This window comes from Klebsiella sp. BDA134-6 (genome assembly GCF_015601345.1).
Classification (GTDB): domain Bacteria; phylum Pseudomonadota; class Gammaproteobacteria; order Enterobacterales; family Enterobacteriaceae; genus Klebsiella; species Klebsiella grimontii.
The window spans coordinates 541,166-566,664 of the sequence record NZ_CP064784.1; the positions used below are offsets into that span (position 1 = coordinate 541,166).

Consider the following 25,499-nt stretch of genomic DNA (forward strand, 5'->3'; position numbering starts at 1 on the left):
GATGGGTGCTGATTAACATCTAATTAACTTTTTTGAAGTGTGATGTAACGCATTCAGTTACATCTCCGATTGTCTATAGTTTGTCCGCAGGTGAGGCTTTAACCAACAATAACCCTACGAGGATCCTCTTATGTGGAAGCGCTTACTTCTTGTCACAGCAGTTTCCGCAGCTATGTCGTCTATGGTCATGGCTGCCCCTCTTACCGTAGGTTTTTCGCAGGTCGGTTCTGAATCCGGCTGGCGTGCGGCCGAAACCAACGTCGCGAAGGAAGAGGCCGCGAAGCGCGGCATTACGCTGAAGATTGCCGACGCCCAACAAAAACAGGAAAACCAGATTAAAGCCGTACGCTCCTTCATCGCTCAGGGCGTCGATGCCATCTTCATCGCTCCGGTAGTGGCGACCGGCTGGGAGCCGGTACTGAAGGAAGCGAAAGAAGCCAAAATCCCGGTATTCCTGCTCGACCGCTCTATTGATGTCAAAGACAAAGATCTCTATATGACCACCGTCACCGCGAACAACGTGCTGGAAGGCCAACTGATCGGTGAGTGGCTGGTGAAAACCGTCGACGGCAAGCCGTGTAACGTTGTTGAACTGCAGGGCACCGTAGGGGCCAGCGTGGCGATTGACCGCAAGAAAGGCTTTGCTGAAGCCATTTCTAAAGCCTCCAATATCAAGATTATCCGCTCCCAGTCCGGCGACTTTACCCGCAGTAAGGGTAAAGAAGTGATGGAGAGCTTTATCAAAGCGGAGAACAACGGCAAGAACATCTGCATGGTTTACGCCCATAACGACGACATGGTGATTGGCGCGATTCAGGCGATTAAAGAGGCCGGGCTGAAGCCGGGCAAAGATATCCTCACCGGCTCTATCGACGGCGTGCCGGATATCTATAAAGCGATGATGGCCGGCGAGGCTAACGCCAGCGTCGAGCTGACGCCGAATATGGCCGGCCCGGCGTTCGATGCGCTGGAGAAATACAAAAAAGACGGCACCCTGCCTGAAAAAGTCACCATCACCAAATCGACCCTCTACCTGCCGGATACGGCGAAAGAAGAGTTAGAGAAGAAGAAAAATATGGGCTATTGAGTAGCGAAAAACACGCACGCTCCCGGTGACGCTATGCGCACCGGGCGACAGGTTCATCGCCGTCTGCGGATTGAGTAGCCCGGACAGGCGCGCGGCGCCGCCTCCGGGATTTTCCCGGTCGCTAAGGCGCGGCTGAACACCCTCTCCCGGTCGGGGAGCGGGTTAAGGTGAGGGGAGAGCATGAACGGCGAACAACATCAGGAAATCCTTCGAACTGAAGGGCTAAGCAAATTTTTCCCCGGCGTGAAGGCGCTGGATAACGTTAATTTCAGCCTGCGCCGGGGCGAAATCATGGCTCTGTTAGGCGAAAACGGCGCGGGTAAGTCCACCCTGATTAAAGCGCTTACCGGCGTCTACCACGCTGATCGCGGGGCAATATGGCTGGAAGGCCGGGAGATCTCGCCAAAAAACACCGCCCACGCCCAGCAGCTGGGGATCGGCACCGTCTATCAGGAAGTAAACCTGCTGCCTAACATGTCGGTGGCGGATAATCTGTTTATTGGCCGCGAGCCCCGGCGCTTTGGCCTCCTGCAGCGCAAAGAGATGGAAAAACGCGCCACCGCGCTGATGGCGTCCTACGGTTTTTCTCTCGATGTCCGTGAACCGCTGAACCGCTTTTCGGTCGCCATGCAGCAGATTGTCGCGATCTGCCGGGCAATTGACCTGTCAGCAAAAGTGTTAATTCTTGATGAACCGACCGCCAGCCTGGATACCCAGGAGGTGGAAATGCTCTTCACCCTGATGCGCCAGCTGCGCGATAGCGGCGTCAGCCTGATTTTCGTCACCCACTTCCTCGACCAGGTTTACGCCGTCAGCGACCGCATCACCGTTCTGCGTAACGGCGGTTTTGTCGGCTGCCGGGAAACCCGCGAGCTGCCGCAAATTGAACTGGTGAAAATGATGCTGGGCCGCGAGCTGGAGCATAACGCCCTGCAGCGCGCGGGCCGCACCCTGCTGAGTGATAAACCGGTGGCCGCCTTCGAAGATTTTGGCAAAAAAGGCACCATCGCACCGTTTAGTCTGCAGGTCCGTCCCGGTGAGATCGTCGGCCTGGCGGGTCTGCTAGGCTCCGGACGCACGGAAACCGCGGAAGTCATTTTCGGCATTAAACCCGCCGACAGCGGCAAAGCGTGGATCAAAGGCAAGCCGCAAACCCTGTGCTCGCCGCATCAGGCATCGTGCCTCGGGATTGGCTTCTGTCCGGAAGATCGTAAAACCGACGGCATTATCGCCGCCGCCTCGGTGCGGGAAAATATCGTTCTCGCGCTACAGGCGCAGCGCGGCTGGCTGCGGCCGATTAGTCGCCGCGAACAAAATGAGATTGCCGAACGTTTTATTCGTCAGCTCGGTATTCGTACCCCCAGCGCTGAACAGCCGATCGAATTTCTCTCCGGCGGTAATCAGCAGAAGGTGCTGCTCTCCCGCTGGCTGCTGACGAAGCCGCAGTTCCTGATCCTCGATGAACCGACTCGCGGTATTGACGTTGGCGCCCACGCCGAAATCATTCGCCTGATAGAAACTCTGTGTGCCGATGGCCTGGCGCTGCTGGTCATCTCTTCTGAGCTGGAAGAGCTGGTGGGTTACGCCGATCGGGTGATTATCATGCGCGATCGCCAGCAGGTGGCGGAGCTGTCGCTGAGCGAGCTCTCCGTACCGGCGATCATGAACGCTATTGCGGCATAAGGAGTAACCGATGATGCCTCAATCTGTTCCGAAAAGCGGCCAGCCGAAACGGCGCTTTAACTGGCCAAAAGGGATGCCGCAAATTATTGCGCTGCTGCTGGTGCTGGTCGTTGACAGCCTGGTCGCGCCGCATTTTTATCAGGTCGTGCTCCAGGACGGGCGGCTGTTCGGCAGCCCGATAGACATTTTAAACCGCGCCGCCCCGGTGGCGCTGCTGGCGATTGGCATGACGCTGGTTATCGCCACCGGGGGGATTGACCTCTCCGTCGGGGCGGTGATGGCGATTGCCGGCGCAACGGCAGCGTCGATGACCGTGGCAGGGCACAGCCTGCCGATTGTGCTGCTGGCTTCGCTGGCGGCCGGCGCGCTGGCCGGTCTGTGGAACGGGATCCTGGTGGCGGTGCTGAAGATCCAGCCGTTCGTCGCCACGCTGATCCTGATGGTCGCCGGGCGCGGAGTGGCGCAGCTGATCACCTCCGGGCAGATCGTGACCTTTGACTCACCGCATCTGGCGTGGCTGGGCAGCGGTTCGCTGCTGTTGTTCCCGACGCCGGTGATTATCGCCATCGTCACGCTGGCGCTGTTCTGGCTGTTTACCCGCAAAACCGCGCTGGGAATGTTTATCGAAGCGGTGGGGATTAACATTCGCGCGGCGAAAAACGCCGGCGTAAATACCCGCGTCGTCGTGATGTTAGCCTACGTACTTAGCGGCGTTTGCGCGGCAATCGCCGGGATTATCGTTGCGGCGGATATTCGCGGCGCGGATGCCAATAACGCCGGGCTGTGGCTGGAGCTGGACGCCATCCTGGCGGTGGTTATCGGCGGCGGCTCGCTGATGGGCGGGCGCTTTAACCTGCTGCTCTCGGTCGTCGGGGCGCTGATTATCCAGGGTATGAATACCGGGATCCTGCTGTCAGGCTTCCCGCCGGAGCTTAATCAGGTAGTTAAAGCGGTGGTGGTGCTGTGCGTACTGATCGTCCAGTCGCCGCGCTTTATCAGCATACTGAAGGGGATGCGCGGCCATGATAAAACGTAATTTACCGTTAATGATCACCCTCGCGGTATTTGTGCTGGGGTACCTTTACTGCCTGACCCAGTTTCCCGGCTTTGCCTCGACGCGGGTGATCTGTAATATCCTGACCGACAATGCTTTTCTCGGGATTATCGCCGTCGGTATGACCTTCGTGATCCTCTCCGGCGGGATCGATCTGTCGGTCGGGTCGGTGATCGCCTTTACCGGGGTCTTTCTCGCTAAAGCGATTGGTTTCTGGGGGATCTCGCCACTGGTGGCGTTTCCGCTGGTACTGGTGATGGGCTGCGCCTTTGGCGCGTTTATGGGCCTGCTTATTGATGCGCTGAAGATCCCGGCGTTTATCATCACCCTCGCCGGGATGTTTTTCCTGCGCGGCGTCAGCTACCTGGTTTCGGAAGAGTCGATTCCCATTAATCACCCGGTATATGACGCGCTGTCAGGACTGGCATGGACCATCCCCGGCGGCGGGCGTCTGAGCGCGATGGGGCTGCTGATGCTGCTGGTGGTGATCGGCGGAATTTTTATGGCCCACCGCACCCGCTTCGGCAATCAGGTTTATGCCATCGGCGGCAACGCGACGTCGGCGAACCTGATGGGGATCTCCACGCGGAGCACGACGATCCGCATCTATATGCTCTCCACCGGACTGGCGACGCTGGCGGGGATCGTCTTCTCTATTTATACCCAGGCGGGCTATGCGCTGGCGGGCGTCGGCGTCGAGCTGGACGCGATTGCTTCAGTGGTTATCGGCGGCACGCTGTTAAGCGGCGGGGTAGGGACGGTGCTCGGCACGCTGTTTGGCGTAGGGATTCAGGGGCTGATTCAAACCTATATCAACTTCGACGGTACCCTCAGTTCATGGTGGACCAAGATCGCCATCGGTATCCTGCTGTTTATCTTTATTGCGCTGCAGCGCGGCCTGACGGTGCTGTGGGAGAATCGGCAGAGCTCGCCGGTGACAAGGGTGGGACACTGATTGGAGAATTTCCCCTCCCGTACGGCGGGAGGGGAAGAGGCGCTTTATGCGTCCGGGAACTCTTTAATAAAGTTCTCGACGTCTTCAACCATATGGTTATTGCCGACGAAGAAAGAACGGCGCTGGTGCAGGCTTTCCGGAATGATATCCAGAATACGCTCTTTACCATCGCTGGCCTTACCGCCCGCCTGTTCCGCGAGGAACGCCATCGGGTTGCATTCGTACAGCAGGCGCAGTTTACCGTCCGGGTGGCTGGCGGTGCTCGGGTAGAGATAGATGCCGCCTTTTAGCAGGTTGCGGTGGAAATCCGCCACCAGGGAGCCGATGTAGCGCGAGGTGTACGGGCGCTGGGTCTCTCTATCTTCTTCCTGGCAATGCTTGATGTACTTCTTCACACCCATCGGGAACTTGATGTAGTTACCTTCGTTAATCGAGTAGGTGTTGCCCTTTTCCGGGAAGCGCATGCGCTCCTGGCACAAGCAGAAGACGCCAAGGGACGGGTCGTAGGTAAAGGCGTGGACGCCGCAGCCGGTGGTATAAACCAGCATCGTCGAGGAGCCGTAAACCACATAGCCCGCGGCGACCTGTCGGTTGCCCGGTTGCAGGAAATCTTCTTCAGTAACGGGGGTTCCCACCGGCGTGACGCGGCGATAGATAGAGAAAATCGTTCCAACGGAGACGTTAACGTCGATGTTAGAAGATCCATCCAGCGGGTCCATCAGCACCACGTATTTGGCGTGTTCACATCCTTCAAAGACGACAATTTCATCTTCTTCTTCAGAGGCGATCCCGGCAACAATATCGCGTGCTCGCAGTGCGGCTTTCAACTTTTCATTGGCAAACAGGTCGAGTTTTTGCTGAACCTCGCCCTGAACGTTTTCAGCACCGCTGGCACCCAGGATATCGACCAGACCGGCCTTGTTGATATCGCGGTGGATGATCTTGGCGCCTAACTTTATCGCCGACAACAAAGCAGTAAGCTCGCCGGTTGCGTGAGAGAACTCGTGCTGCTTTTCGACAATAAATTCACCTAACGTTTTCATAACCCGTTCCCTGCATGTTTATGTGAAGTAAAACGAACATAACAATCTTAACAAAGAATAAAAAAAGTTCGCACAGGTGAATCGCGCCAGCAAAATACGGATTCGCCTTAAATGCATTTCTTTCACCCCCAACATCCCGGTAAACTGTGCTTCAGATAAGAGAAGGAAGTGACGAATGCGCATTCATATTTTAGGAATCTGTGGCACGTTTATGGGGGGGCTGGCGATGCTGGCGCGTTCCCTCGGTCATGAGGTAACGGGGTCGGATGCGAACGTCTATCCGCCAATGAGTACCCTGTTGGAAAACCAGGGAATTGAGTTAATTCAAGGGTATGATGCCAGTCAGTTGGATCCGCAGCCGGATCTGGTGATTATCGGTAACGCGATGACGCGTGGTAACCCGTGCGTGGAAGCGGTGCTGGAAAATAATATCCCTTACATGTCCGGTCCGCAGTGGCTGCACGACTTCGTTCTGCGCGATCGCTGGGTGCTGGCGGTTGCCGGTACGCACGGGAAAACCACCACCGCCGGCATGGCGACCTGGATCCTCGAAGCCTGCGGCTACAAGCCGGGCTTTGTTATCGGCGGCGTTCCGGGCAACTTCGATGTTTCCGCGCGCCTCGGCGATAGCCCGTTCTTCGTGATTGAAGCCGATGAATACGACTGCGCTTTCTTCGATAAGCGCTCTAAGTTCGTTCACTACTGCCCGCGCACGTTGATTCTCAATAACCTTGAGTTTGACCACGCGGACATCTTTGACGATCTGAAAGCGATCCAGAAACAGTTCCATCATCTGGTGCGCATTGTGCCGGGCAAAGGCAAGATTATCCTGCCGGAGAACGACATCAATCTGAAACAGACGATGGCGATGGGCTGCTGGAGCGAACAGGAGCTGGTCGGCGAACAGGGCCACTGGCAGGCGAAAAAGCTCACCACAGATGCTTCCTCATGGGAAGTGTGGCTGGACGGCGAGAAAGTCGGTGAGGTGAAGTGGGCGCTGGTTGGCGAACATAATATGCATAATGGTCTGATGGCCATTGCCGCCGCCCGTCATGTCGGCGTGCAGCCTGCCGATGCGGCTAACGCGCTGGGCAGCTTTATCAACGCCCGCCGGCGTCTGGAGCTGCGCGGCGAAGCCAACGGCGTGACCGTGTACGACGATTTTGCCCACCACCCGACGGCGATTCTGGCGACCCTGCAGGCACTACGCGGCAAGGTTGGCGGTACCGCGCGTATTCTTGCCGTGCTTGAACCTCGTTCCAACACCATGAAAATGGGTATCTGCAAAGACGACCTGGCGCCGTCCCTTGGCCGAGCGGACGAAGTCTTCCTGCTGCAGCCGCAGCATATTCCGTGGCAGGTTGCTGAAGTGGCTGACGCTTGCGTACAGCCCGCGCACTGGAGCGCCGATGTCGATGCGCTGGTGGATATGATTGTTAAAACCGCGCATCCGGGCGACCACATTCTGGTGATGAGCAACGGCGGGTTTGGCGGCATTCATCAGAAGCTGCTCGATAAGCTGGCGAAAAAAGCCGAGGCGGTCGAGTAAGCTATTCTCCTCGTTTATCCGCCCTCCGCGCGAGGGCGGATGGTTTTTGTGACCAGGACGGTTCATGTTGATTTCACAAAGAGTGACCTCTACCGATTCCGCGCATTTTCCCGCGCTTGACGCGCTGTACGGCAGGGCCTTCCCGTGGCATGAACAGCGTGAAGCCGGAGCTAAACAGCAGGCGCTTGATAATCCGCATTATGAACTCGAAGCCTGGTTCGATGATGGCCTGTTTATTGGCCTGAGCGGCGGCTGGCGGTTTACCGACTATGTCTACATTGAGCATCTGGCCGTTGACGACAGGTTACGATCGCGCGGCTACGGCAAGCAGTTGTTAGCTGAAATACTTCAGCGGGCGCCGCTGACCATCCTGGAAATCGATCCGCTGACCAGCGAGATTGCCCATAAGCGCCTGCGCTTTTATGAAACCATGGGGTTTTGCGCGAATCCCTGGGCGCATCGTCACCCGAGCTATCATCAGGGGATCGCCGATCATGAATTGATCGTGTTGAGCTACCCGCAGCCGATTAATGAAGTGCAGTACCAGCGCTTTGCACAGGATTTGCGTTTGGTGGTCATGGATCGGGCTGGTGCGGCCAAGGTTTTGTAACCCGTATAAGGCGCGCCAAGCGCCGCCTGCAGGAAAGTATATCCATCCTGGACTCTGAACCATTCCCCGGTGGCGGCTGACGCCTTACCGGGGCTACAGGTTTACTGCCGTCTGCCGTCTGCCGTCTGCGGTCCGGTAGTCCGGACAGGTGCGCAGCGCCGCCTCCTGGAAACAGCGCTACTCCTTCGCGATAGGTGTTTCGTTTTCCGTTACTTTGGTATCGCCCTGAATAGCCGCGATTTTCTTCTCCACGTCGGCAACCTGCTCGCTGCTGTGCAGCAGCGTATAGGTCAGATCAAACTGGGTGCTTGCTCCAGGCTGAAGTTGCTTAACGCGTTTTTGCTCGCGCTCGATGGTCACCGGATAGGCGTAGCTGGTGCCCGGCTCAATACCGGTTACGTAGCCCTGTTTCTCGGTATCGGTGTTTTTCCACAGCGTCAGTACCGGCAACTGGCGGGTATCAAACTGAATCGATGCCCCTTTATCGCCGGCTTTGTTGACCACGGCGGCCAGGGTTTGATGATTTTCATCCGCCAGCGGCTGCATATTAAACACCATTTCATCGAAACCTTTGGTTGGACCGGCGTAGGTTTGCCAGGTTTTTAAGCCGGCCTTGGCGTAGTCATTGAACGGGCTGATGCTTGAGATCGGCGCCAGGAAGCGGGCCCCCTCTTCGAGGATCGGCTGGCCAAAGTTGCTGTGATAGATAATTTGATAGTCATGCGGATAGTCGGCATGGTTGGTTAAGACATCGTGCAGGCTGAAGCTGTTGCTGCCGGGTACATAGAGCAACTCGGTCATGGTCTGCAGATCCGCTTTCTTAAACGTGCTCTCCTTCACCAGTCCGCGAACGCGAATTTCATACGGCGCGGCGTCAGCGACTTCCACTTCCACCTGTGAAGCCGGCGTGTTGCCAACTTTGCCGTGCAGGGTATAAATCTGACCGTCTGCGGTTACCGGATGGCCGGTCCATTCATAGCCGCAGCGCACCATCATCTCATTGAAGCCTTCCAGCCACCCCAGCCCGTTGCGGCTTTCAAGGTTTATGAACGCCGGGTTGACGACCTCTTTAACCGGCGAGTCCCAGCCCATCCGCGAACCAAACCCTTCGATTTTTAGCAGGTTCATGCCGCGGGTGGGGCTCAGGGTAATTGTCAGGCCGTCTTTGCTGTGGATGACGAGGATTTTGCTGCCTTCTTGTTTACCGCCGTGAAGGACTTTTTGCTCAATGCTGAAATTATGATCTTTAATCTTCAGCTGGTCGCTTGTTATCTGCCAGTTTCCTTTATCCATGCCGCTTTCAGCACTTGTCAGCACCCACGTTTTTGCTACTACTGGCCCAGAAACAAGCATAGCGATTGCTGTTAAAACTAATGTTTTTTTCATTTTTCATTCCTTTTGCTGAATCGATTGTGTTGCTGATGGAGGGAATTTAGTTGCAAGTGGATTATTAAAATGTGAAGTGTCTCACCTGGTGAGAAAATGGCCATTTTTATATTTTTAAATGAGATTTAAATCGCGTTTTTTAGGTAATTATAAAAATAGTTGCTAAAAATTTGTGATTTAAAACGAAGAAAGCTTTAACGATTCAGCTATTACTGGCCATGGCTATGATGACGTCTGTAGAACCGATAAGGCCGCCGGGTTTTAGTTATCCATGCGGCCCTGGTTGACGCTGCTTTAGCGTTTAAAAAAAACAGTGGGGAGGCGATTAAGCGCCGTAGAATGCCTGGGTATAGAGCCCTTTGACATCCTGAACAGACGGATAGTTAGGGTTAGTTAAGGTGCATGGATCGTCGACGGCATGGCGGCTCATTCTGTCGAGAACATTCACAAAGGTCACTTCATTGATTTTAACTTCATCGCACTGGCTTAGGGTTTTCGGCACGCCCAGACGTTGATTCAGCGCGTTGATCGCTTCACTTAGGTTATTGATGTCTAAAGCCGCTTCCAGCTGACGATATTTTTTGGTGAACTTCGCGTTATATCGAATGATATAAGGCAACATAATCGCGTTCGCCAGCCCGTGGGTAATACCAAACTCGCCGCCAATTTTATGCGCCATCGCGTGGACTAATCCCAGCGAAGCATTCGTGAAGGCGATTCCCGCCAGCGCAGAGGCGTTATGCATATGCATGCGGGCGTTTATATCATCAGGTGAGCGCCAGGCGGTTTCCAGATACTTAAACACCAGCCGAATCGCTTCTACCGCATAGGGATCGGTAAAGGAGTTGGCCGCGGTGGACACATAGGCTTCAATCGCATGGGTCAGAACGTCCATACCGGTGTGAACGGTTACGTGCGGCGGCATTTTTGCCGGAATTGTCGGGTCGAGAATAGCGATATCCGGCACCAGATCGGCGGCAACAATCGGGTGCTTGATATGATTTGCCGTATCGGTGATCACCGAGAACGCGGTGATCTCAGAGGCGCTGCCGCTGGTGGAAGGAATCGCCACAAACCGGGCTTTATTGCGCAGCGCTGGCATGGAGCCGACTGGGAGAATATCTTCAAACTTCAGTTGCGGATGCTCGTAAAAACACCACATGACTTTGGCGGCATCAAGCGCAGAGCCGCCGCCAATCGCCACTATCCAGTCTGGTTCAAAGGCCAGCATCGCTTTTGCGCCGCGCCAGACGGTTTTAATGGATGGGTTGGGTTCCACATTATCGATAATAATGCATTCCATCCCCGCTTTATTAAGTTCGCTGACGGCTTTATCCAGAAAGCCAAAACGCTTCATTGAACTTCCGCCGGTGACTAATGCGGCTTTTTTACCGCTTAGCGTGGAAAGATGTTCTAAGGCGTTTTCGCCATAAATAATACTACGAGGAATTGAGAAGGCCTGGGTCATAGGAAACTCCATTTAATATTAAGGATTTTTTTAGTGTGCATTCGTCATTTACGATTCAGCGACACGTGCAGAGTAAAAAAATCGAATTAATGCTCCAGATATTGCCGGAGCAATATCTGGAGGGAGCTGTTTCTTTTAAATCCGCCATATTTCCAGGGGGAGGCGATGGCGGCAACTCGAATTAATTGGAGAAATAAGCTGCGATTAAATCGTACCGTCCCAGGAGTCGACTTTTTCGCGTTTCGCTTCCTCTTCATCAAACCAGCGCGAGGTCACGCATTTTGATTCTGTGTAGAAACGTACGCCGTCTTTGCCCAGGCAGTGCAGATCACCGAAGAAGGACTGCTTATGGCCAGAGAACGGGAATACGCCGACCGGTACCGGGATACCGACGTTGATACCGACCATACCGCCGTGCGTGCGTTTCTGGAATTCACGGGCGTAATAGCCGCTTTGGGTGAAAATAACCGAGCCGTTGGCAAACGGGTTATTGTTCATTAATTGCAGACCTTCTTCGAAGGTTTTCACCCGCTTAAAGCACAGCACCGGCCCGAAAATTTCCTGTGTTCCGACGCTCATCTCTTCGGTTACGCGATCCAGTATGGTCGGCCCGACGTAAAAGCCGTTTTCCTGGCCCGGAACCTTAATATCGCGACCATCGAGCACCAGCTTCGCCCCCTCCTCAATGCCTTTATTAATCCAGTCGACCACCGACCGTTTATGGTCTTTAGAAATCACCGGACCCATATCGGTATCGCGCAGATAGCCGGGGCCGATTTTCAGCTGTTTGGCTTTTTCGACGACGGCGGCAATCAGCTTATCGGCGATCTCTTCCTGCACCACGACGACCGGCAACGCCATACAGCGTTCGCCCGCGCAGCCAAACGCGGCGTTGATAATCCCCGCTGCGGTGCGGTTAATCGGCGCATCGGCCAGCACCAGGGCATGGTTTTTCGCTTCGCACAGCGCCTGGACGCGTTTGCCATGAGCGGCGGCTTTGGAGTAAACGTGCAGGCCCACGGAGGTAGAGCCGACGAAGGAGACGCCGTTGACGTCCGGATGGTTTAGCAAGATATCGGCTTCGTTACGTGAGCAGGTCACCACGTTGATAACCCCATCCGGCACGCCTGCTTCCTGGTAGAGCTTGGTGATTTCCATACAGGTCATCGGCGTCATACTGGCCGCTTTTATCACCATGGTATTACCGGAAGCGACGCATAATGGCGCCATCCATCCCATCGGGATCATCGCCGGGAAGTTAAACGGCACAATACCGGCGAACACGCCAATTGGCTCACGGTAAAGGTTGGTGTCGATCCCGGCAGAGGCGTCCATCAGGTTTTCACCGGCCATGAGAGTGGGAATCGAGCAGGCAAGCTCGGTGCCTTCTTTCGCTTTTAAGACATCGCCCTGGGCGTCGCCCCAGGCTTTACCGTTTTCTTTTGCCACCAGCTCGGTTAAGCGGTCCTGATGCTGGATTAATAATTCGCGAACGCGGAACATAATTTGCGAGCGTTTAATGGCTGGCGTATCTGACCATGCCGGAAAGGCTTTGCGCGCCGCGGCAACGGCATCCAGCACTTCTTGCTCGGTGCAGCAGGGGGCCTGAGCCATCACTTCCCCCGTACTTGGGTTATAGACGTCCATATAGCGTTCGGTCTGCGATACGCGCCATTGACCATCAACGAAATATTTCAGTCTTGGTACAGTAGTCATATTTTTCTCCATGATGATAGCTGTCGACTCTCTAAAAATCTGGCTCTGACCGGCGGCAAACGGCTTAGCGCCGGGTCAGCCACTCTCGTGAATAGTGAATTCCTGATGATTACCGGCGATTCACCTGCGGTGGCGCGGAAGATTTGGTCGACTTTCTCCTGAAGAAAGCCTGCAGACGCCCGGTTTTAATTAACAGAACTGACTGGCCAAAATACACGCTCGCACCGTTTCGTTTCTCGTGACTTAATGAAATTATTTTTTCATTATAATAATGTACGAAATAACAAGACCGTTTTGAGAGATGGATCAAAGATAAACAAACTGCTGATAAAGTCAGCGTTTTAAAGGCGGGATTCTGTTTTTTAATTTAATAAAATCAATGTATTAATATTGTTCTGGCAGCATTGCCGGAAAGGTGGGGTGACCAGGCAGGCTAGAATGGAACGGTTTTTTTGTGAAATAAAAGTTAAATTTAAACGCAGAATGGAATTAAAATGAAAAATTAAAACCGATTTTAAGCCACGGTAACGACGACTGGCTATCGATCAAGTGATCTGTAAGAGGAGGTGGGTCGCCCGGATCGGGCTAGGGCCGTATCCGGGGGAGTCGTTCAGAATTAGCCTTCGCTTTCGGCCAGTTCACGCAGGTACTGGAAGATAAGACGCGCGGACTTCGGCGGCTTGTTGCCTTCTTTCTCTTTTTTGGCGTTGCGGATCAGCGAACGCAGCTGCTGACGATCGGCGTCAGGCCACAGGTTCAGCACTTCAGCAACGGCCTCATCACCATTATCAATCAGACGATCGCGGATCTGCTCAAGCTTATGGAACAGCGCAACCTGCTGGTTGTGGCGGTTCTTGAGCTTGTCCAGCGCCTGACGAATCGGCTCGACGTCGCGGCTGCGCAGCATTTTACCAATCAGCTGCATTTGGCGGCGGCGGCCTTCTTTCTTGATACGCTGGGCGAGTTCAATCGCGTCGCGCAGGTCGGTATCCAGCGGGATTTTATCAAGCGCGTTTTTACCCAGCTCGACCATTTCCGCGCCAAGACGCTTCAGTTCTTCGGCGTCGCGCTTAATTTCACTTTTACTGACCCAGATAATTTCATCGTCTTCATCTTCGACGTCATCACCAGGGACGTCGTCGAGCCAGTCTTCGGGCTGCTTTGTCATCTCAGGCTCCTTAAAAAAGAGACTAATGTTACCAGTTAAGGCGCGCACTGAAAAACGGTTCTCTGTTAGACTTCAGTTAACTCCTTCTTACATTATGGCATTAGCGATGAAAGTCATCTCTCAAGTTGCACAACAGCGTAAGACGCTGGAAGAGGCCGTGACCACGGCGCTGGAACTGGCGGCAGGCAAATCCGACGGCGCGGAAGTCTCCGTCAGCAAAACTACCGGTATCGGCGTTAGCACCCGCTACGGCGAAGTGGAGAACGTAGAATTCAATAGCGATGGTGCCCTGGGCATCACCGTTTATCACCAAAACCGTAAAGGCAGCGCGTCTTCGACCGATCTTAGCCCGCAGGCTATCGCCCGCACGGTGCAGGCGGCGCTGGATATTGCCCGCTACACCTCGCCGGACCCGTGCGCGGGCGTGGCGGATAAAGAGCTGCTGGCCTTTGAGGCCCCGGATCTTGATCTGTTCCATCCTGCGGAAGTGTCGCCGGACGAAGCCATTGAGCTGGCCTCCCGCGCTGAGCAGGCGGCTCTGAAAGCCGATAAGCGCATCAGCAATACTGAAGGCGGCAGCTTTAACAGCCACTACGGCATTAAAGTATTCGGCAACAGCCACGGTATGCTGCAGAGCTACTGTTCGACCCGCCATTCGCTATCGAGCTGCGTGATTGCCGAAGAGAATGGTGATATGGAGCGAGATTACGCTTATACCATCGGGCGGGCGATAGACGATCTGCAATCGCCGGAGTGGGTTGGCGAGGAGTGTGCCCGCCGTACCCTGTCGCGCCTGGCTCCGCGTAAGCTATCGACGATGAAAGCGCCGGTGATTTTCGCCAACGAAGTCGCTACCGGCCTGTTCGGGCATCTGGTCGGAGCGATCGCCGGCGGGTCGGTTTACCGTAAATCTACCTTCCTGCTTGATGCGCTGGGTAGCCAGATCCTGCCGGAGTGGCTGACCATTGAAGAGCATCCGCACCTGCTGAAAGGGCTGGCTTCAACCCCGTTCGATAGCGAAGGCGTCCGTACGGAACGCCGCGATATCATTAAAGATGGCGTGCTGACCCAATGGCTACTGACCAACTACTCGGCGCGCAAACTGGGGCTGAAGAGCACCGGCCACGCGGGCGGCATTCACAATTGGCGGATCAACGGCCGCGGCCTCAGTTTTGCAAAGTTGCTTAAAGAGATGGGAACCGGTCTTGTCGTAACGGAACTGATGGGGCAGGGTGTAAGCGGCGTCACCGGCGACTACTCACGCGGCGCATCCGGCTTTTGGGTAGAGAATGGCGAAATTCAGTATCCAGTCAGTGAGATAACCATTGCAGGAAATCTGAAAGATATGTGGCGTAATATCGTGACCATCGGCGACGATATCGAAACGCGCAGCAACATTCAGTGCGGTTCCGTGCTGCTGCCGGAGATGAAAATCGCCGGGCAATAAACCTGTGTGCTAAATAATAAAAAAGGAAGTGAGCAATGCGTAAAAAACTGTTAGCGATGCTGGCCGTATCGGCTTTTGCGCTTGGTTCGGCATCGGCCTTCGCCGATCTGGGCGAAGACATGGATACCCTTGCCGAGAACCTGCAAGTGGTGCAGAAAACCTCCGACGCCGGCGAGCTGAAAGCGGCGCTGAATAAGATGCGTACGGCGGCGGTGGATGCCCAGAAAGAGACGCCGCCGAAGCTGGAAGGTAAAGCGGCGGACAGTGCCGAAATGAAAGACTATCGTCACGGTTTTGATGTGCTGATCGGCCAGATCGACGGCGCGCTGAAGCTGGCCGACGAAGGTAAAGTTAAAGAGGCCCAGGCCGCCGCGGAAGAGTTCAAAACCACCCGCAACGCCTATCACAAGAAGTATCGTTAATCGTTTTTAGATGTTAGGTATTTCTGCCGGGCGGCGGCTGACGCCTCGCCCGGCATGGAAAAATGAAAAATACTCCCAAACCCCAAACCCCAAACCCCAAACCCCAAACCCCAAACCCCAAACCCCAAACCCCAAACCCCAAACCCCAAACCCCAAACCCCAAACCGTTCCGCAGGCCTTTGCAGGTAGGTAAGCTGACATAAAAACCACCTTCATCACATTTTTCTCTTTTCAACTCAGCGGGTTTCGCTTCAGAATCGCTGGCGTTTTTGTGATATTCATCACGTGAATTTGACTAAGTGAACACTTTCCTTATGGTTATGTGAAATGAATCACGCCTGCCGCCGTTCTTTCCACTTCGAAGTGGAAAACAACTCGCTACAAACTCATCCTTCCCGGCATTAGTGTTATCCCCAGAGACATCAACGGGGTAATTCAAGTGAATAACGGAGCGGTAACACACGTCCCAGAGGAGCAGGCCACGCTAACCGAACAGCTGGCCAACAAGATGCTGCAGCAGGTTTTCGCGCTATTAAGCCGCCGCAACATCGTCCCCAACGACGTGCAGGAGCAAATGCTGACTTCCCACGTTCGGGCGATGGCCCATCGCTCAATCAGCGGCGAGCCGCTGCCGGAAGTGGATGCCAGCCTGTTCGAAGAGATCTCGGAAGATTCAATGATGCTGGCCCGCGAAGTGGTCGCACAGTTCGGCAATCTGCCAGATGAAGAAGCCTGGCTGCTGTCTGTCCACTTCGAAGTCGCGAAAGATAACCTGTAAGGAGCACTCAAATGGAACAAATCACTGTTGTTATTGGCGATCGCCTGGGTAAAGGACAAAAAGTTGCCGCAGGTGCGGAAAAAGCCGGCGCTCGCGCCGTTGTCGTCCCGGGCGTCGCCGCGGATATGAAGCTGGGCGACATGATGAAAGCCGAAAACGCCACCTTCGGTATCTCTTTCTGCGGCAGCGGCGGCGCAGGGGCGATCACCGCGCAGAATAAGCACGGCTACAAAGCAAAATATGGTATGCGTTCCGTTGATGAAGGCGTCACCGCGATCAACGAAGGCTACAACGTTCTGGGCTTCGGCTTTATGGATAAAGAAGAGCTGGGCGAACGCCTGGTTGAGGCCTGGAAGAAGAAGTACGGCGCGTGAGTATGAAAGAGCAATTCACCACCACGGTGAGCGTTGCCGGCAAAGGCGAGAGCAAAGCGCGCGCTTTCGCTGATGCGCTGAACCATGTTCAGGCGGCGGTGATGAAAACGTCGCCGCACATTCTACTGCGTATTGAACCACAGGATGTGGAGGTTGTTCATGCGCGTGAAGCGGTACGAAAAGAGGCGTTTTTATTCTTCTTTCTGCGCCGCGAGCGACGGAGCTACAGCGTGGAGCTGAAGGTCACCGTCAACGTGACCGCCATTAATCTCGATAAAGTGGATTTCGTCACGCAAACCTGATTTTCACCAAAGGGTCAGACTATGTTCCTGATAATTTTAATAAAATCGCTCATCATCGGCGGCCTGGTTGGCGTCGGCGTTGGCGCCGGAGCGGCACGCATGTTTCATGCGCCCACCACGCAGGGGATGGGGGCGTTTCGTACGTTGGGCGAGCTGAATTCATGTGAAGGCGATCCGGCTTCCCACTTCTCTTTTGGCCTGGGCTTCTTCTTCAACGCCTGGGCCTCTTCCGTCGCGGCAGGCTCCTTCACTCAGGACGTTGACCACCGCATCATCCCCAACTGGGGGGCGGCGGCCCTGATGATCAAAAACCGCAACGTTGGCGAGACGCTGCACGATCCGAAAAAGATGGCCATCGCCTGCGGCATTATCGGCATGATCGTGGTCGCTTTCCTCAACCTGACCGCTTCTTCAGTACCGGAAGCGCTGCAGGTGACGGCGGTCAAAGTCCTGGTTCCGGCGGCGAACCTGCTGGTGAACACGGTGATGCCGGTTATCTTCTGGCTGGCGGCGATTGATGCCGGTAAAAAATCGGGCTTCTGGGCGACGATTTTCGGCGGCGCGGCGCAGCTGATTATGGGTAACGCCGTACCGGGCCTGGTGCTGGGTATCCTGATTGGTAAAGGCGTAGAAGAGAGCGGCTGGCACCGCGTCACTAAAGTGATGATGGTGGCCATTGTCGCGCTGTTCGTCCTGAGCGGCTTCTTCCGCGGTTTCGATATGAAGATGATTGAATCCTTCCATCTGACCGTGCCGAACTGGCTGGAACTGATCCACAACTCGCTCAGCGGTAAATAACAGGAGCCTCTCATGGAACAAAATAAAGGTTTTTGGTATGCCGACTGGTCGTTCCCGATCTTTGTTGGCCTGCTCTCCTCCGGCGTCTTTGCCGGGACGCATATGTACTACCTCTACGGTATCGGCGCGTTTAACGAAGTCGCTTTCGTGGCGATGCTGAAAGCGGGAATCGATACCGGGGCCTACGGAGCGGTAGCGGCGTTCGGCGCCAGCTTCCTGTTCGCGCGTATTATCGAAGGCTCGCTGGTGGGGATTCTGGATATCGGCGGGGCGATTCAGACCGGCGTCGGCCTGGGCGTTCCGGCGCTGCTGCTCGGCGCGGGCTTTGTTTTCCCGGTCGCCAACTTTGCCGCCTCTCTGGCCACCGGTCTGGTGCTTGGCCTCGCCATTGGCTACATCATCATCCTGGCGCGTAAATTCACCATCAACCAGAGCGACTCCACCTACGGCGCGGACGTCATGATGGGGGCCGGTAACGCCTCCGGCCGCTTCCTCGGGCCGTTGATTATTCTCAGTGCCATGGCCGCTTCTATTCCTATCGGCATCGGCTCCCTGGCGGGCGCGCTGCTGTTCTACATCTGGCAGAAGCCGATCACCGGCGGCGCGATCCTTGGCGCGATGCTGCTTGGGTCAATCTTCCCGGTGGCGATTAGTTAAGTTCTGCGGGCGCATCGGCGCCCGCGTTAACAGGAGAGAGATATGTTTGATTTACTCCTGCGCCGTGCGCGCCTCGTCGACGATACCCTGACCGATATCGCCATCCGGGACGGTAAAATCGCGGCGCTTGGCGAGATTAGCGCCCCTGCGCGCAAAACTATTGCGCTGGACGGCAGCTGTTATGTCAGCGCGGGCTGGATTGACTCCCATGTTCACTGCTATCCGAACTCGCCGATTTACCATGATGAGCCGGACAGCGTGGGGATTGCTACCGGCGTGACCACCGTGATTGACGCGGGCAGCACCGGTGCGGACGACGTGGATGATTTCTACCAGTTGACCCGCAAAGCCGCGACTGAGGTTTATGCCCTGCTTAATATCTCCCGCGTCGGGCTGATTGCCCAGAATGAACTGGCCAATATGGCGAATATCGACGCGGATGTGGTGAAGCAGGCGGTCAACCGCTATCCGAACTTTATCGTTGGCCTGAAGGCGCGGATGAGCAGCAGCGTGGTGGGCGAAAACGGCATTACGCCGCTGGCGCGCGCGAAGGCGATGCAGCAGGAAAACGGCGGCCTGCCGCTGATGGTGCATATTGGCAACAATCCGCCCGACCTGGATGAAATCGCCGACCTGCTGACCTCCGGTGACATCATTACCCACTGCTACAACGGTAAACCCAATCGTATTCTGACGCCGTCCGGCGAACTGAAAAGCTCGATTTCCCGCGCGCTACAGCGCGGCGTGCGCCTTGATATCGGCCACGGTACCGCCAGCTTCAGCTTTGAAGTGGCGCGGCGGGCGATTGCTATGGGCATTCTACCGCACACCATCAGCTCCGATATCTACTGCCGCAACCGTATCGACGGCCCGGTGCGCTCGCTGGCGCTGGTGATGTCGAAATTCCTCGCCATCGGGATGTCGCTGCCGCAGGTCATCGACTGCGTGACCGCTCACGCCGCAGACGGCCTGCGTCTTTCTCATAAAGGGCGGTTGGAGGTGGGCTACGACGCCGATCTTACGTTGTTTACCCTCGCGCAGACGCCGACGGTGCTGGTGGATGCGGAAAAAGAGAGCCTTCAGACCGACACGATTCTGCAGCCGCTTGCCGCCGTTCGCGCGGGCAAGGGCTATATGACCGAACAAGGGAGCGCGGAAAATGCCTTCGATTTTTGAGAAATATGATTTAAAACAGGTTATTAATACCTCCGGCCGTATGACCATTCTCGGCGTCTCCACGCCGCGGCCGGAAGTGGTGGAGGCCGCGATGGCGGGCATGAACCAGTATTTCGAGATGAAAGATCTGGTCAACAAAACCGGCGCGTATATTGCGAAGCTGCTGGACGTGGAAGGAGCGACCGTCGTCTCCTGCGCCTCGGCGGGCATTGCCCAGTCGGTGGCGGCGGTGCTGGTAAAAGACAGCGACTGGCTACTGGAAAACCTGCACGTGGCGCCGATCGAAAACAACGAAATCGTGCTGCCTAAGGGTCATAACGTCAACTTTGGCGCGCCGGTGGGCACCATGGTGGCGCTGGGCGGCGGCAGGCTGGTGGAAGCGGGTTACGCCAACGAATGTTCCGCCGGGCAGCTGGCGGCGGCGATTACCCCACGCACCGCGGCCATTCTGTATATCAAATCCCATCACTGCGTGCAGAAAAGCATGCTCAACGTGGCGCAAGCGGCCGAGGTGGCGCAGCGCCATAATCTGCCGCTGATTGTCGACGCGGCGGCGGAGGAAGATCTCCAGGCCTACTATCGTGCCGGCGCCGATCTGGTGATTTATAGCGGCGCGAAGGCGATCGAAGGGCCGACCAGCGGGCTGGTGATTGGCAAAACCCAATACGTTGAGTGGGTCAAACGCCAGTCGAACGGCATTGGTCGGGCGATGAAGGTGGGCAAAGAGGGGATTCTCGGCCTGACCTGCGCCATCGAACATTACCTGACGGCGAGCAAAGAGAGCGGTGAGCAGATGGTGGCCAAGATGACGCCGTTTATTCAGCAGCTTAATACGCTTAATGGCGTGACGGCGCGCGTGGTCTGGGACAGCGCCGGCCGCGATATCGCGCGGGCAGAGATTAAGTTTGATGAAGCGGTGACCGGCGTCAATACCGGCGATCTGGTCAATGCGCTGAAGCAGGGCGAATACGCCATCTACTTCCGTGGCTATAAAGCTAATGAAGGCATTATTGAAGCCGATGTCCGCAGCGTGAACGCGCAGCAGCTGGAGATTGTCTCCCGTCGCATCGCAGAAGTTTTGAACAAGGAGAAAAACGCATGAAACTGACCCCTAATTTTTATCGTGACCGCGTCTGCCTGAACGTGCTGGCGGGGGGCAAAGATAACGCCAGCGAGATTTATGAGGCGGCGGAAGGTCATGTACTGGTGGGCGTGCTCTCCAAAAATTACCCGGACGTCGCCAGCGCGGTGGCCGATATGCGGGAATACGCGCTGCGGATCGATAACGCGCTCTCCGTGGGACTGGGTGCCGGTGACCCGAACCAGTCGGCGATGGTCAGCGAAATTTCGCGCCAGGTGCAGCCGCAGCACGTTAATCAGGTATTTACCGGCGTGGCGACCAGCCGCGCGCTGCTGGGGCAGGACGAAACCGTGGTCAACGGTCTGGTGTCGCCAACCGGTACGCCGGGCATGGTGAAGATCTCCACCGGTCCGCTTAGCAGCGGCGCGCCGGACGGCATCGTACCGCTGGAAACCGCGATTGCGCTGTTGAAAGATATGGGCGGCAGTTCGATTAAATATTTCCCGATGGGTGGGCTGAAGCATCGCGACGAGTTTATCGCGGTGGCCGAGGCCTGCGCCCGTTATGATTTCTGGCTGGAGCCGACCGGCGGGATCGATCTGGAAAATTATGGCGAGATCCTGCAGATCGCGCTGGATGCCGGCGTGAGTAAAATTATCCCGCATATCTACAGTTCGATTATTGATAAAGCCAGCGGTAACACCCGCCCGGCGGATGTGCGTCAGCTGCTTTCGATCACCAAACAGTTAGTCAAATAGCGCCGTTGCCCTCACCCCGGTCCTCTACCAAAGGGAGAGGGAGATAACCAGACGGTGCCTTTTGCGCCGATCGGGCGGGAGAATACCGAACTGTTCCCTCGCCCCTCTGGGGAAAGGGTTAGGGTGAGGGGAACCCTCAGCGAACCATCAAGGAGCCACCATGCCAACCGCTCGTCATCTGCTTGTTGCTTCACTCTCTCTACTCGCCGCCAGCGCCGCTGCGCAAACCCAATACGCCTGGGTCGGCACCTATAACCCCAATGGTGAAGGACTGTACCGCTTTACCATCGATAGCCAGACCGGAGCGCTGCGAGATAAAGCGCTAGTTGCTAAGCTGCCTAATCTTGCCCAGCTCACCGTCTCGGCGGACGGCAAAACCCTGTACGCCGCCAGCGAAGTGGACAAAGGTGTGGTTCAGGCATGGCGCATCGGCAGCAACGGCGAACTGAGCGAGCTCAATCAGGTCGCTTCCGGCGGCGCCGGTCCGGTTTATCTCTCCCTGACCCCCGATGGCCGCCATCTGCTGGTGGCAAACTATGTCAGCGGTAGTATCGCGGTGCTCCCGGTGAACGAAGAGGGTAACCTGGGTGAAGCGGTGGATATACATCAGGATCAAGGCCCTGCTGGCGCGGAACGCCCGGCGGCGGCCGTCGAAGGCAGTTTTGCCATTAGCGATCATAACGGCCCGCACGCCCATATGATTGCCGCCGATCCCAGCGGTAAGTTCGTTTATTCCACCGATCTGGGGCTGGACCGGATCTATCAGTACCGGCTGAATAACGCCAGCGGCAAGCTGACGCCGAACGATCCGCCATTTATTGACGCCTCATCTCCCGGCGCCGGGCCGCGCCACTTTGTTTTTACGCCGCAGGGCGACGGACTATGGCTGATTAACGAAGAGGCATCGACGCTTACCTTCTATCATCTTGATAAGCAAACCGGCCTTCTGCGCGAGGGGAAAACGGTCTCGACGCTGCCTAAAGAATATAAGGGCACCAGCTTTGCCGCCGGCCTGGTCCTGAGCCGCGACGGCAAGCAGCTGTACGTCGCCAACCGGCTGCATAACAGCATCGCCCACTTTACGGTGCTGGCCGACGGCAGCCTGAGCCACCAGGAAGATATCTGGACCCGCGGCGACTACCCGCGCACGCTGACCCTGGACAGTCAGGGGCAGTGGCTGTACGTCATGAACCAGCGTAGCGACAACATTACCCGTTTCCGCGTCGCGCCGAAGGATGGCAGGTTGACGTTCTCCCCGGACTACACTCCGGTCGGCGCCCCGTCGCAGATGGTGATATCCGCTCAACCCTGAGCCGTAAGAAAAAGGAACTGACATGCGATTTCCCAATCAACGTTTAGCGCAGCTGTTTACTCTGTTGCAAAACGAAACGCTGCCGCAGGAGGAGCTGGCGCAGCGGCTGTCGGTTTCTACTCGCACGGTGCGCGCGGACATCACCGCGCTGAACGCGCTGCTGCTGCACTACGGCGCGCAGTTCACCCTTACTCGCGGCAGCGGTTATCAACTGGTGATTCACGATCCGTCGCGCTATCAGACGCTGGAAGAGAGCGCGCCGAAAGCGCAGCACATCCCGCGAACCGCGGCGGATCGCAGCCACTTTTTGCTGGTGCGCTTTTTAACCTCCGCGTTTTCTATCAAGCTGGAGGATCTGGCCGATGCGTGGTTCGTCAGCCGCGCCACCTTACAGGGCGACATGGTCGACGTACGCGAACGTTTTCAGCGTTATCAACTCACCCTCGAGACGCGTCCGCGCCACGGTATGAAGCTGTTCGGCAGCGAGGTCTCCATTCGCGCCTGCCTGACCGATCTGCTGTGGGAGCTGAGCCAGCAAGGGCCGCTGAACCCGCTTATCGGCGAAGAGGCGTTTGACGCCAGCGTACCGGCGCTGCTGGCAGGCGTGCTGCAGGAGACGTTGACCCGTCATCACGTGCGCCTGACTGACGCGGGAGAACGCTTTGTCTGCCTGTACGGTGCGGTTGCCGTGCGCCGCGTGAGTGAAGGGTATCCGCTGGCCGACTTTAGCGCCGAGGATGTGGCGCAGAACGTGCGCGACACCGCCCGCGAGCTGGCGAATACCCTGCAACAGCTGGCGGGTAAACCGCTTGCTGCGGCGGAAGAGGAGTGGCTGTGCGTCCATCTTGCCGCCCGCCAGGTGCAGGACGTCGATCCGGGCACCATCAGCGCCGACGACGACGAAGCGCTGGTGAACTACATCCTGCGCTATATCAATCAGCAATATAACTACAATCTGCTGGACGACGCCCAGCTGCATGCGGATTTACTGACCCATATTAAGACCATGATCACCCGCGTGCGCTACCAGATAATGATCCCTAATCCACTGCTCGATAACATCAAGCAGCACTATCCGATGGCGTGGGACATGACCCTGGCGGCGGTATCCAGCTGGGGAAAATATACCCCCTACGCCATCAGCGAAAATGAGATTGGCTTTCTGGTGCTGCATATCGGCGTCGGGCTGGAGCGCCATTACAATATCGGCTACCAGCGTCAGCCGCAGGTGTTGCTGGTGTGCGATACCAGCAACGCGATGGTGCGGATGATTGAAGCTATTCTTCAGCGAAAGTATCCGCAGCTGGAAATTGCCGCCACCCTCTCGCAGCGCGAATATGAACAGCGGCAAGAGATCGCGGAAGATTTTGTCATCTCCACCGTGCGCATCAGCGAGAAAGATAAGCCGGTGGTGACCATTGCGCCGTTTCCTACCGACTATCAGCTCGACCAAATCGGCAAGCTTGTGCTGGTGGACCGCACGCGTCCCTGGATGCTGAATAAGTATTTTGATGAGACTCACTTTCAGGTAATTGATGCCCCGATGGATCGGCAGACGCTGTTTGCCACGCTGTGCCAGCAGCTGCAGCGGGAGGGGTTTGTCGGCGCGGAGTTCCATGATTCGGTGGTGGAGCGTGAGGCTATCGTCAGCACCATGCTCGGCGACGGCATCGCGCTGCCCCACGCCCTCGGCCTGCTGGCGAAAAAGACCGTGGTTTATACCGTGATTGCGCCGCACGGCATCGCCTGGGGCGATGAAACCGCGCATATCATCTTCCTGCTTGCCATCAGCAAAAGCGAGTATGAAGAAGCGATGGCGATCTACGATATTTTCGTTACCTTCCTGCGCGAACGCGCTATGGCCCGCCTCGCCGTCACCCGCAGCTTTGATGAGTTTAAAGCGGTGGCGATGGAGTGCGTCAGCCGGTTTTGAGAGGCGCTGTCAGAGTTCGAGCCGTGCGCGCTTCGGAATACCGTCTGGTATATCAGGTTCGGGATGAGGGGGTGATGGTTTATGCGATTGCTGTGGGAAACGAGACAAATTAGCCGTCTACCGGAAAGTCAATAAACGGCTGTAGCGGGAGGCTATCTCAGGTGATGCACCACCTGGTTGCTGCTGCCGCGCCAGATTAGCGCCGGGTCTTTGAGATCCTGCACAAATTTGCCATCAACCAGCACGTTGATGAGATCCACCACCTGCATCTGCGCGTCGTTAAGTTCGGAAAGCGTGTAGCCGGTCCATACCCAGATGTCTTTACCGGGGCACTCGGCGCGAACGCGCTGCACCAGCTTAAGGATCTCCGGGACGTTCTGCGGATGCAGCGGGTCGCCGCCGGAGAGGGTGATCCCCTGGCGCTTAACGCGCGTGTCGTTGAGGTCGGCAATGATGCGGTCGGCCATCTCGGGGGTAAACGGCATGCCGGAATTTAGCCGCCAGGTGCTTTTGTTGTAGCAGCCGGGGCATTCGTGAACGCAGCCGGAGACAAACAGGGTGCAGCGGGTGCCCGGACCGTTAACAATATCTACCGGGTAGTACTGATGGTAATTCATTTTTTCGCTTCTCAATTAACGCCATAGCCGCGTTGGCTGCGCTCGCTCACCCCAGTCACGTACTTAATGTACGCTCCCGGGGATTCCCTCGTTTGCCGCCTTGCTCTGACGCTAATTGCTTTGCG

Annotated in this window: 24 protein-coding genes; 18 read left to right on the plus strand and 6 right to left on the minus strand. The window is 56.3% G+C overall.

The features are described from left to right. Positions 1-130 precede the first annotated feature (130 nt). The 4 genes from ytfQ to yjfF all read left to right on the plus strand — a co-directional run bounded on the left by ytfQ (position 131) and on the right by yjfF (position 4,779). Positions 131-1,087, plus strand: a complete 957-nt coding sequence (gene ytfQ / locus IYV58_RS02550; protein WP_004098043.1) for a galactofuranose ABC transporter, galactofuranose-binding protein YtfQ — start codon at positions 131-133, stop codon at positions 1,085-1,087. A gap of 180 nt (positions 1,088-1,267) precedes the next feature. Beyond that, complete coding sequence (gene ytfR / locus IYV58_RS02555) at positions 1,268-2,770, plus strand: galactofuranose ABC transporter, ATP-binding protein YtfR (protein ID WP_195729395.1); 1,503 nt, start codon at positions 1,268-1,270, stop codon at positions 2,768-2,770. Between the two features lie 10 nt (positions 2,771-2,780). Further along, positions 2,781-3,806 carry a galactofuranose ABC transporter, ATP-binding protein YtfT gene (ytfT, locus tag IYV58_RS02560; protein WP_032742013.1) on the plus strand — a complete coding sequence of 342 codons (1,026 nt, stop codon included), beginning with the start codon at positions 2,781-2,783 and terminating at the stop codon, positions 3,804-3,806. After that, a complete protein-coding gene (yjfF, locus tag IYV58_RS02565; RefSeq protein ID WP_004128182.1) occupies positions 3,793-4,779 on the plus strand; it encodes a galactofuranose ABC transporter, permease protein YjfF in 987 nt (328 codons plus the stop codon). The genes ytfT and yjfF overlap by 14 nt, the downstream gene beginning before the upstream one ends. 44 nt (positions 4,780-4,823) lie before the next feature. Here the strand turns inward: yjfF and fbp are convergent, their stop codons facing one another. Further along, positions 4,824-5,822, minus strand: coding sequence for a class 1 fructose-bisphosphatase (fbp, locus tag IYV58_RS02570; RefSeq protein WP_004128183.1), 999 nt, complete (start codon positions 5,820-5,822; stop codon positions 4,824-4,826). A gap of 175 nt (positions 5,823-5,997) precedes the next feature. Here fbp and mpl point away from each other — a divergent pair, with 175 nt between their 5' ends. Both mpl and IYV58_RS02580 read left to right on the plus strand, forming a co-directional pair. After that, the gene (gene mpl / locus IYV58_RS02575) at positions 5,998-7,371 is read left to right on the plus strand and encodes a UDP-N-acetylmuramate:L-alanyl-gamma-D-glutamyl-meso-diaminopimelate ligase (protein ID WP_004128184.1); all 1,374 of its coding nucleotides are present in this window, start codon (positions 5,998-6,000) and stop codon (positions 7,369-7,371) included. 64 nt (positions 7,372-7,435) lie between these two features. Beyond that, entirely contained in the window at positions 7,436-7,981 is a 546-nt protein-coding gene (locus IYV58_RS02580; RefSeq protein WP_049114228.1) for a GNAT family N-acetyltransferase, read from the plus strand. Positions 7,982-8,158: 177 nt separating this feature from the next. On the opposite strand, the gene IYV58_RS02585 is transcribed toward IYV58_RS02580, so the two are convergent. From IYV58_RS02585 to yjgA, 4 genes are all read right to left on the minus strand, one after another. Next, positions 8,159-9,367, minus strand: a complete 1,209-nt coding sequence (locus IYV58_RS02585) for an aldose 1-epimerase family protein (RefSeq protein ID WP_195729396.1) — start codon at positions 9,365-9,367, stop codon at positions 8,159-8,161. A gap of 325 nt (positions 9,368-9,692) precedes the next feature. Beyond that, complete coding sequence (locus IYV58_RS02590) at positions 9,693-10,835, minus strand: iron-containing alcohol dehydrogenase (RefSeq protein ID WP_195322290.1); 1,143 nt, start codon at positions 10,833-10,835, stop codon at positions 9,693-9,695. 204 nt (positions 10,836-11,039) lie between these two features. Next, entirely contained in the window at positions 11,040-12,551 is a 1,512-nt protein-coding gene (locus tag IYV58_RS02595) for a CoA-acylating methylmalonate-semialdehyde dehydrogenase (RefSeq protein WP_195729397.1), read from the minus strand. Positions 12,552-13,167: 616 nt separating this feature from the next. Next, entirely contained in the window at positions 13,168-13,719 is a 552-nt protein-coding gene (gene yjgA / locus IYV58_RS02600; RefSeq protein ID WP_004128196.1) for a ribosome biogenesis factor YjgA, read from the minus strand. Between the two features lie 94 nt (positions 13,720-13,813). On the opposite strand from yjgA, the gene pmbA reads away from it, so the two are divergent. The 12 genes from pmbA to IYV58_RS02660 all read left to right on the plus strand — a co-directional run bounded on the left by pmbA (position 13,814) and on the right by IYV58_RS02660 (position 24,757). Continuing rightward, entirely contained in the window at positions 13,814-15,166 is a 1,353-nt protein-coding gene (pmbA, locus tag IYV58_RS02605; RefSeq protein ID WP_004128199.1) for a metalloprotease PmbA, read from the plus strand. 35 nt (positions 15,167-15,201) lie between these two features. After that, positions 15,202-15,588 carry a cytochrome b562 gene (gene cybC, locus IYV58_RS02610; protein WP_004128201.1) on the plus strand — a complete coding sequence of 129 codons (387 nt, stop codon included), beginning with the start codon at positions 15,202-15,204 and terminating at the stop codon, positions 15,586-15,588. Between the two features lie 439 nt (positions 15,589-16,027). After that, the gene (locus tag IYV58_RS02615) at positions 16,028-16,366 is read left to right on the plus strand and encodes a PRD domain-containing protein (RefSeq protein WP_004128203.1); all 339 of its coding nucleotides are present in this window, start codon (positions 16,028-16,030) and stop codon (positions 16,364-16,366) included. An 11-nt stretch (positions 16,367-16,377) separates the two neighbouring features. Further along, complete coding sequence (locus tag IYV58_RS02620; RefSeq protein ID WP_004098072.1) at positions 16,378-16,740, plus strand: SFCGS family glycine-rich protein; 363 nt, start codon at positions 16,378-16,380, stop codon at positions 16,738-16,740. A 2-nt stretch (positions 16,741-16,742) separates the two neighbouring features. Then, a complete protein-coding gene (locus tag IYV58_RS02625) occupies positions 16,743-17,042 on the plus strand; it encodes a DUF4312 family protein (protein ID WP_032742017.1) in 300 nt (99 codons plus the stop codon). A 21-nt stretch (positions 17,043-17,063) separates the two neighbouring features. After that, positions 17,064-17,840 carry a DUF4311 domain-containing protein gene (locus tag IYV58_RS02630; protein WP_004098075.1) on the plus strand — a complete coding sequence of 259 codons (777 nt, stop codon included), beginning with the start codon at positions 17,064-17,066 and terminating at the stop codon, positions 17,838-17,840. 12 nt (positions 17,841-17,852) lie between these two features. Beyond that, on the plus strand, positions 17,853-18,497 hold the full coding sequence (locus IYV58_RS02635) for a DUF4310 family protein (protein ID WP_004128208.1): 645 nt from the start codon (positions 17,853-17,855) through the stop codon (positions 18,495-18,497). 42 nt (positions 18,498-18,539) lie between these two features. Beyond that, on the plus strand, positions 18,540-19,673 hold the full coding sequence (locus IYV58_RS02640) for an amidohydrolase/deacetylase family metallohydrolase (protein ID WP_004128211.1): 1,134 nt from the start codon (positions 18,540-18,542) through the stop codon (positions 19,671-19,673). Next, entirely contained in the window at positions 19,657-20,775 is a 1,119-nt protein-coding gene (locus IYV58_RS02645; RefSeq protein ID WP_087829733.1) for a DgaE family pyridoxal phosphate-dependent ammonia lyase, read from the plus strand. The genes IYV58_RS02640 and IYV58_RS02645 overlap by 17 nt, the downstream gene beginning before the upstream one ends. Then, positions 20,772-21,512, plus strand: coding sequence for a 2-dehydro-3-deoxy-phosphogluconate aldolase (gene dagF / locus IYV58_RS02650; RefSeq protein ID WP_004128216.1), 741 nt, complete (start codon positions 20,772-20,774; stop codon positions 21,510-21,512). The genes IYV58_RS02645 and dagF overlap by 4 nt, the downstream gene beginning before the upstream one ends. A gap of 160 nt (positions 21,513-21,672) precedes the next feature. Next, positions 21,673-22,824, plus strand: coding sequence for a lactonase family protein (locus IYV58_RS02655; protein ID WP_195729398.1), 1,152 nt, complete (start codon positions 21,673-21,675; stop codon positions 22,822-22,824). A gap of 22 nt (positions 22,825-22,846) precedes the next feature. Continuing rightward, complete coding sequence (locus IYV58_RS02660; protein ID WP_195729399.1) at positions 22,847-24,757, plus strand: BglG family transcription antiterminator; 1,911 nt, start codon at positions 22,847-22,849, stop codon at positions 24,755-24,757. 152 nt (positions 24,758-24,909) lie between these two features. Here IYV58_RS02660 and nrdG read toward each other — a convergent pair whose 3' ends face one another. Continuing rightward, complete coding sequence (nrdG, locus tag IYV58_RS02665; RefSeq protein ID WP_004128223.1) at positions 24,910-25,374, minus strand: anaerobic ribonucleoside-triphosphate reductase-activating protein; 465 nt, start codon at positions 25,372-25,374, stop codon at positions 24,910-24,912. Between the last annotated feature and the right edge of the window lie 125 nt (positions 25,375-25,499).

What these genes read in the sequence shown, in the direction of transcription:
- mpl (WP_004128184.1), top strand. Translation starts at nt 5,998, where the DNA reads ATGCGCATTCATATTTTAGGAATCTGTGGCACGTTTATGGGGGGGCTG.
- IYV58_RS02595 (WP_195729397.1), bottom strand. Translation starts at nt 12,551, where the DNA reads ATGACTACTGTACCAAGACTGAAATATTTCGTTGATGGTCAATGGCGC.
- fbp (WP_004128183.1), bottom strand. Translation starts at nt 5,822, where the DNA reads ATGAAAACGTTAGGTGAATTTATTGTCGAAAAGCAGCACGAGTTCTCT.
- IYV58_RS02660 (WP_195729399.1), top strand. Translation starts at nt 22,847, where the DNA reads ATGCGATTTCCCAATCAACGTTTAGCGCAGCTGTTTACTCTGTTGCAA.
- ytfR (WP_195729395.1), top strand. Translation starts at nt 1,268, where the DNA reads ATGAACGGCGAACAACATCAGGAAATCCTTCGAACTGAAGGGCTAAGC.
- IYV58_RS02590 (WP_195322290.1), bottom strand. Translation starts at nt 10,835, where the DNA reads ATGACCCAGGCCTTCTCAATTCCTCGTAGTATTATTTATGGCGAAAAC.
- IYV58_RS02585 (WP_195729396.1), bottom strand. Translation starts at nt 9,367, where the DNA reads ATGAAAAAAACATTAGTTTTAACAGCAATCGCTATGCTTGTTTCTGGG.
- IYV58_RS02640 (WP_004128211.1), top strand. Translation starts at nt 18,540, where the DNA reads ATGTTTGATTTACTCCTGCGCCGTGCGCGCCTCGTCGACGATACCCTG.
- IYV58_RS02625 (WP_032742017.1), top strand. Translation starts at nt 16,743, where the DNA reads ATGAAAGAGCAATTCACCACCACGGTGAGCGTTGCCGGCAAAGGCGAG.
- IYV58_RS02580 (WP_049114228.1), top strand. Translation starts at nt 7,436, where the DNA reads ATGTTGATTTCACAAAGAGTGACCTCTACCGATTCCGCGCATTTTCCC.
- cybC (WP_004128201.1), top strand. Translation starts at nt 15,202, where the DNA reads ATGCGTAAAAAACTGTTAGCGATGCTGGCCGTATCGGCTTTTGCGCTT.
- IYV58_RS02655 (WP_195729398.1), top strand. Translation starts at nt 21,673, where the DNA reads ATGCCAACCGCTCGTCATCTGCTTGTTGCTTCACTCTCTCTACTCGCC.
- ytfQ (WP_004098043.1), top strand. Translation starts at nt 131, where the DNA reads ATGTGGAAGCGCTTACTTCTTGTCACAGCAGTTTCCGCAGCTATGTCG.
- pmbA (WP_004128199.1), top strand. Translation starts at nt 13,814, where the DNA reads ATGGCATTAGCGATGAAAGTCATCTCTCAAGTTGCACAACAGCGTAAG.
- ytfT (WP_032742013.1), top strand. Translation starts at nt 2,781, where the DNA reads ATGATGCCTCAATCTGTTCCGAAAAGCGGCCAGCCGAAACGGCGCTTT.
- IYV58_RS02630 (WP_004098075.1), top strand. Translation starts at nt 17,064, where the DNA reads ATGTTCCTGATAATTTTAATAAAATCGCTCATCATCGGCGGCCTGGTT.
- IYV58_RS02635 (WP_004128208.1), top strand. Translation starts at nt 17,853, where the DNA reads ATGGAACAAAATAAAGGTTTTTGGTATGCCGACTGGTCGTTCCCGATC.
- yjfF (WP_004128182.1), top strand. Translation starts at nt 3,793, where the DNA reads ATGATAAAACGTAATTTACCGTTAATGATCACCCTCGCGGTATTTGTG.
- yjgA (WP_004128196.1), bottom strand. Translation starts at nt 13,719, where the DNA reads ATGACAAAGCAGCCCGAAGACTGGCTCGACGACGTCCCTGGTGATGAC.
- IYV58_RS02645 (WP_087829733.1), top strand. Translation starts at nt 19,657, where the DNA reads ATGCCTTCGATTTTTGAGAAATATGATTTAAAACAGGTTATTAATACC.
- IYV58_RS02620 (WP_004098072.1), top strand. Translation starts at nt 16,378, where the DNA reads ATGGAACAAATCACTGTTGTTATTGGCGATCGCCTGGGTAAAGGACAA.
- dagF (WP_004128216.1), top strand. Translation starts at nt 20,772, where the DNA reads ATGAAACTGACCCCTAATTTTTATCGTGACCGCGTCTGCCTGAACGTG.
- nrdG (WP_004128223.1), bottom strand. Translation starts at nt 25,374, where the DNA reads ATGAATTACCATCAGTACTACCCGGTAGATATTGTTAACGGTCCGGGC.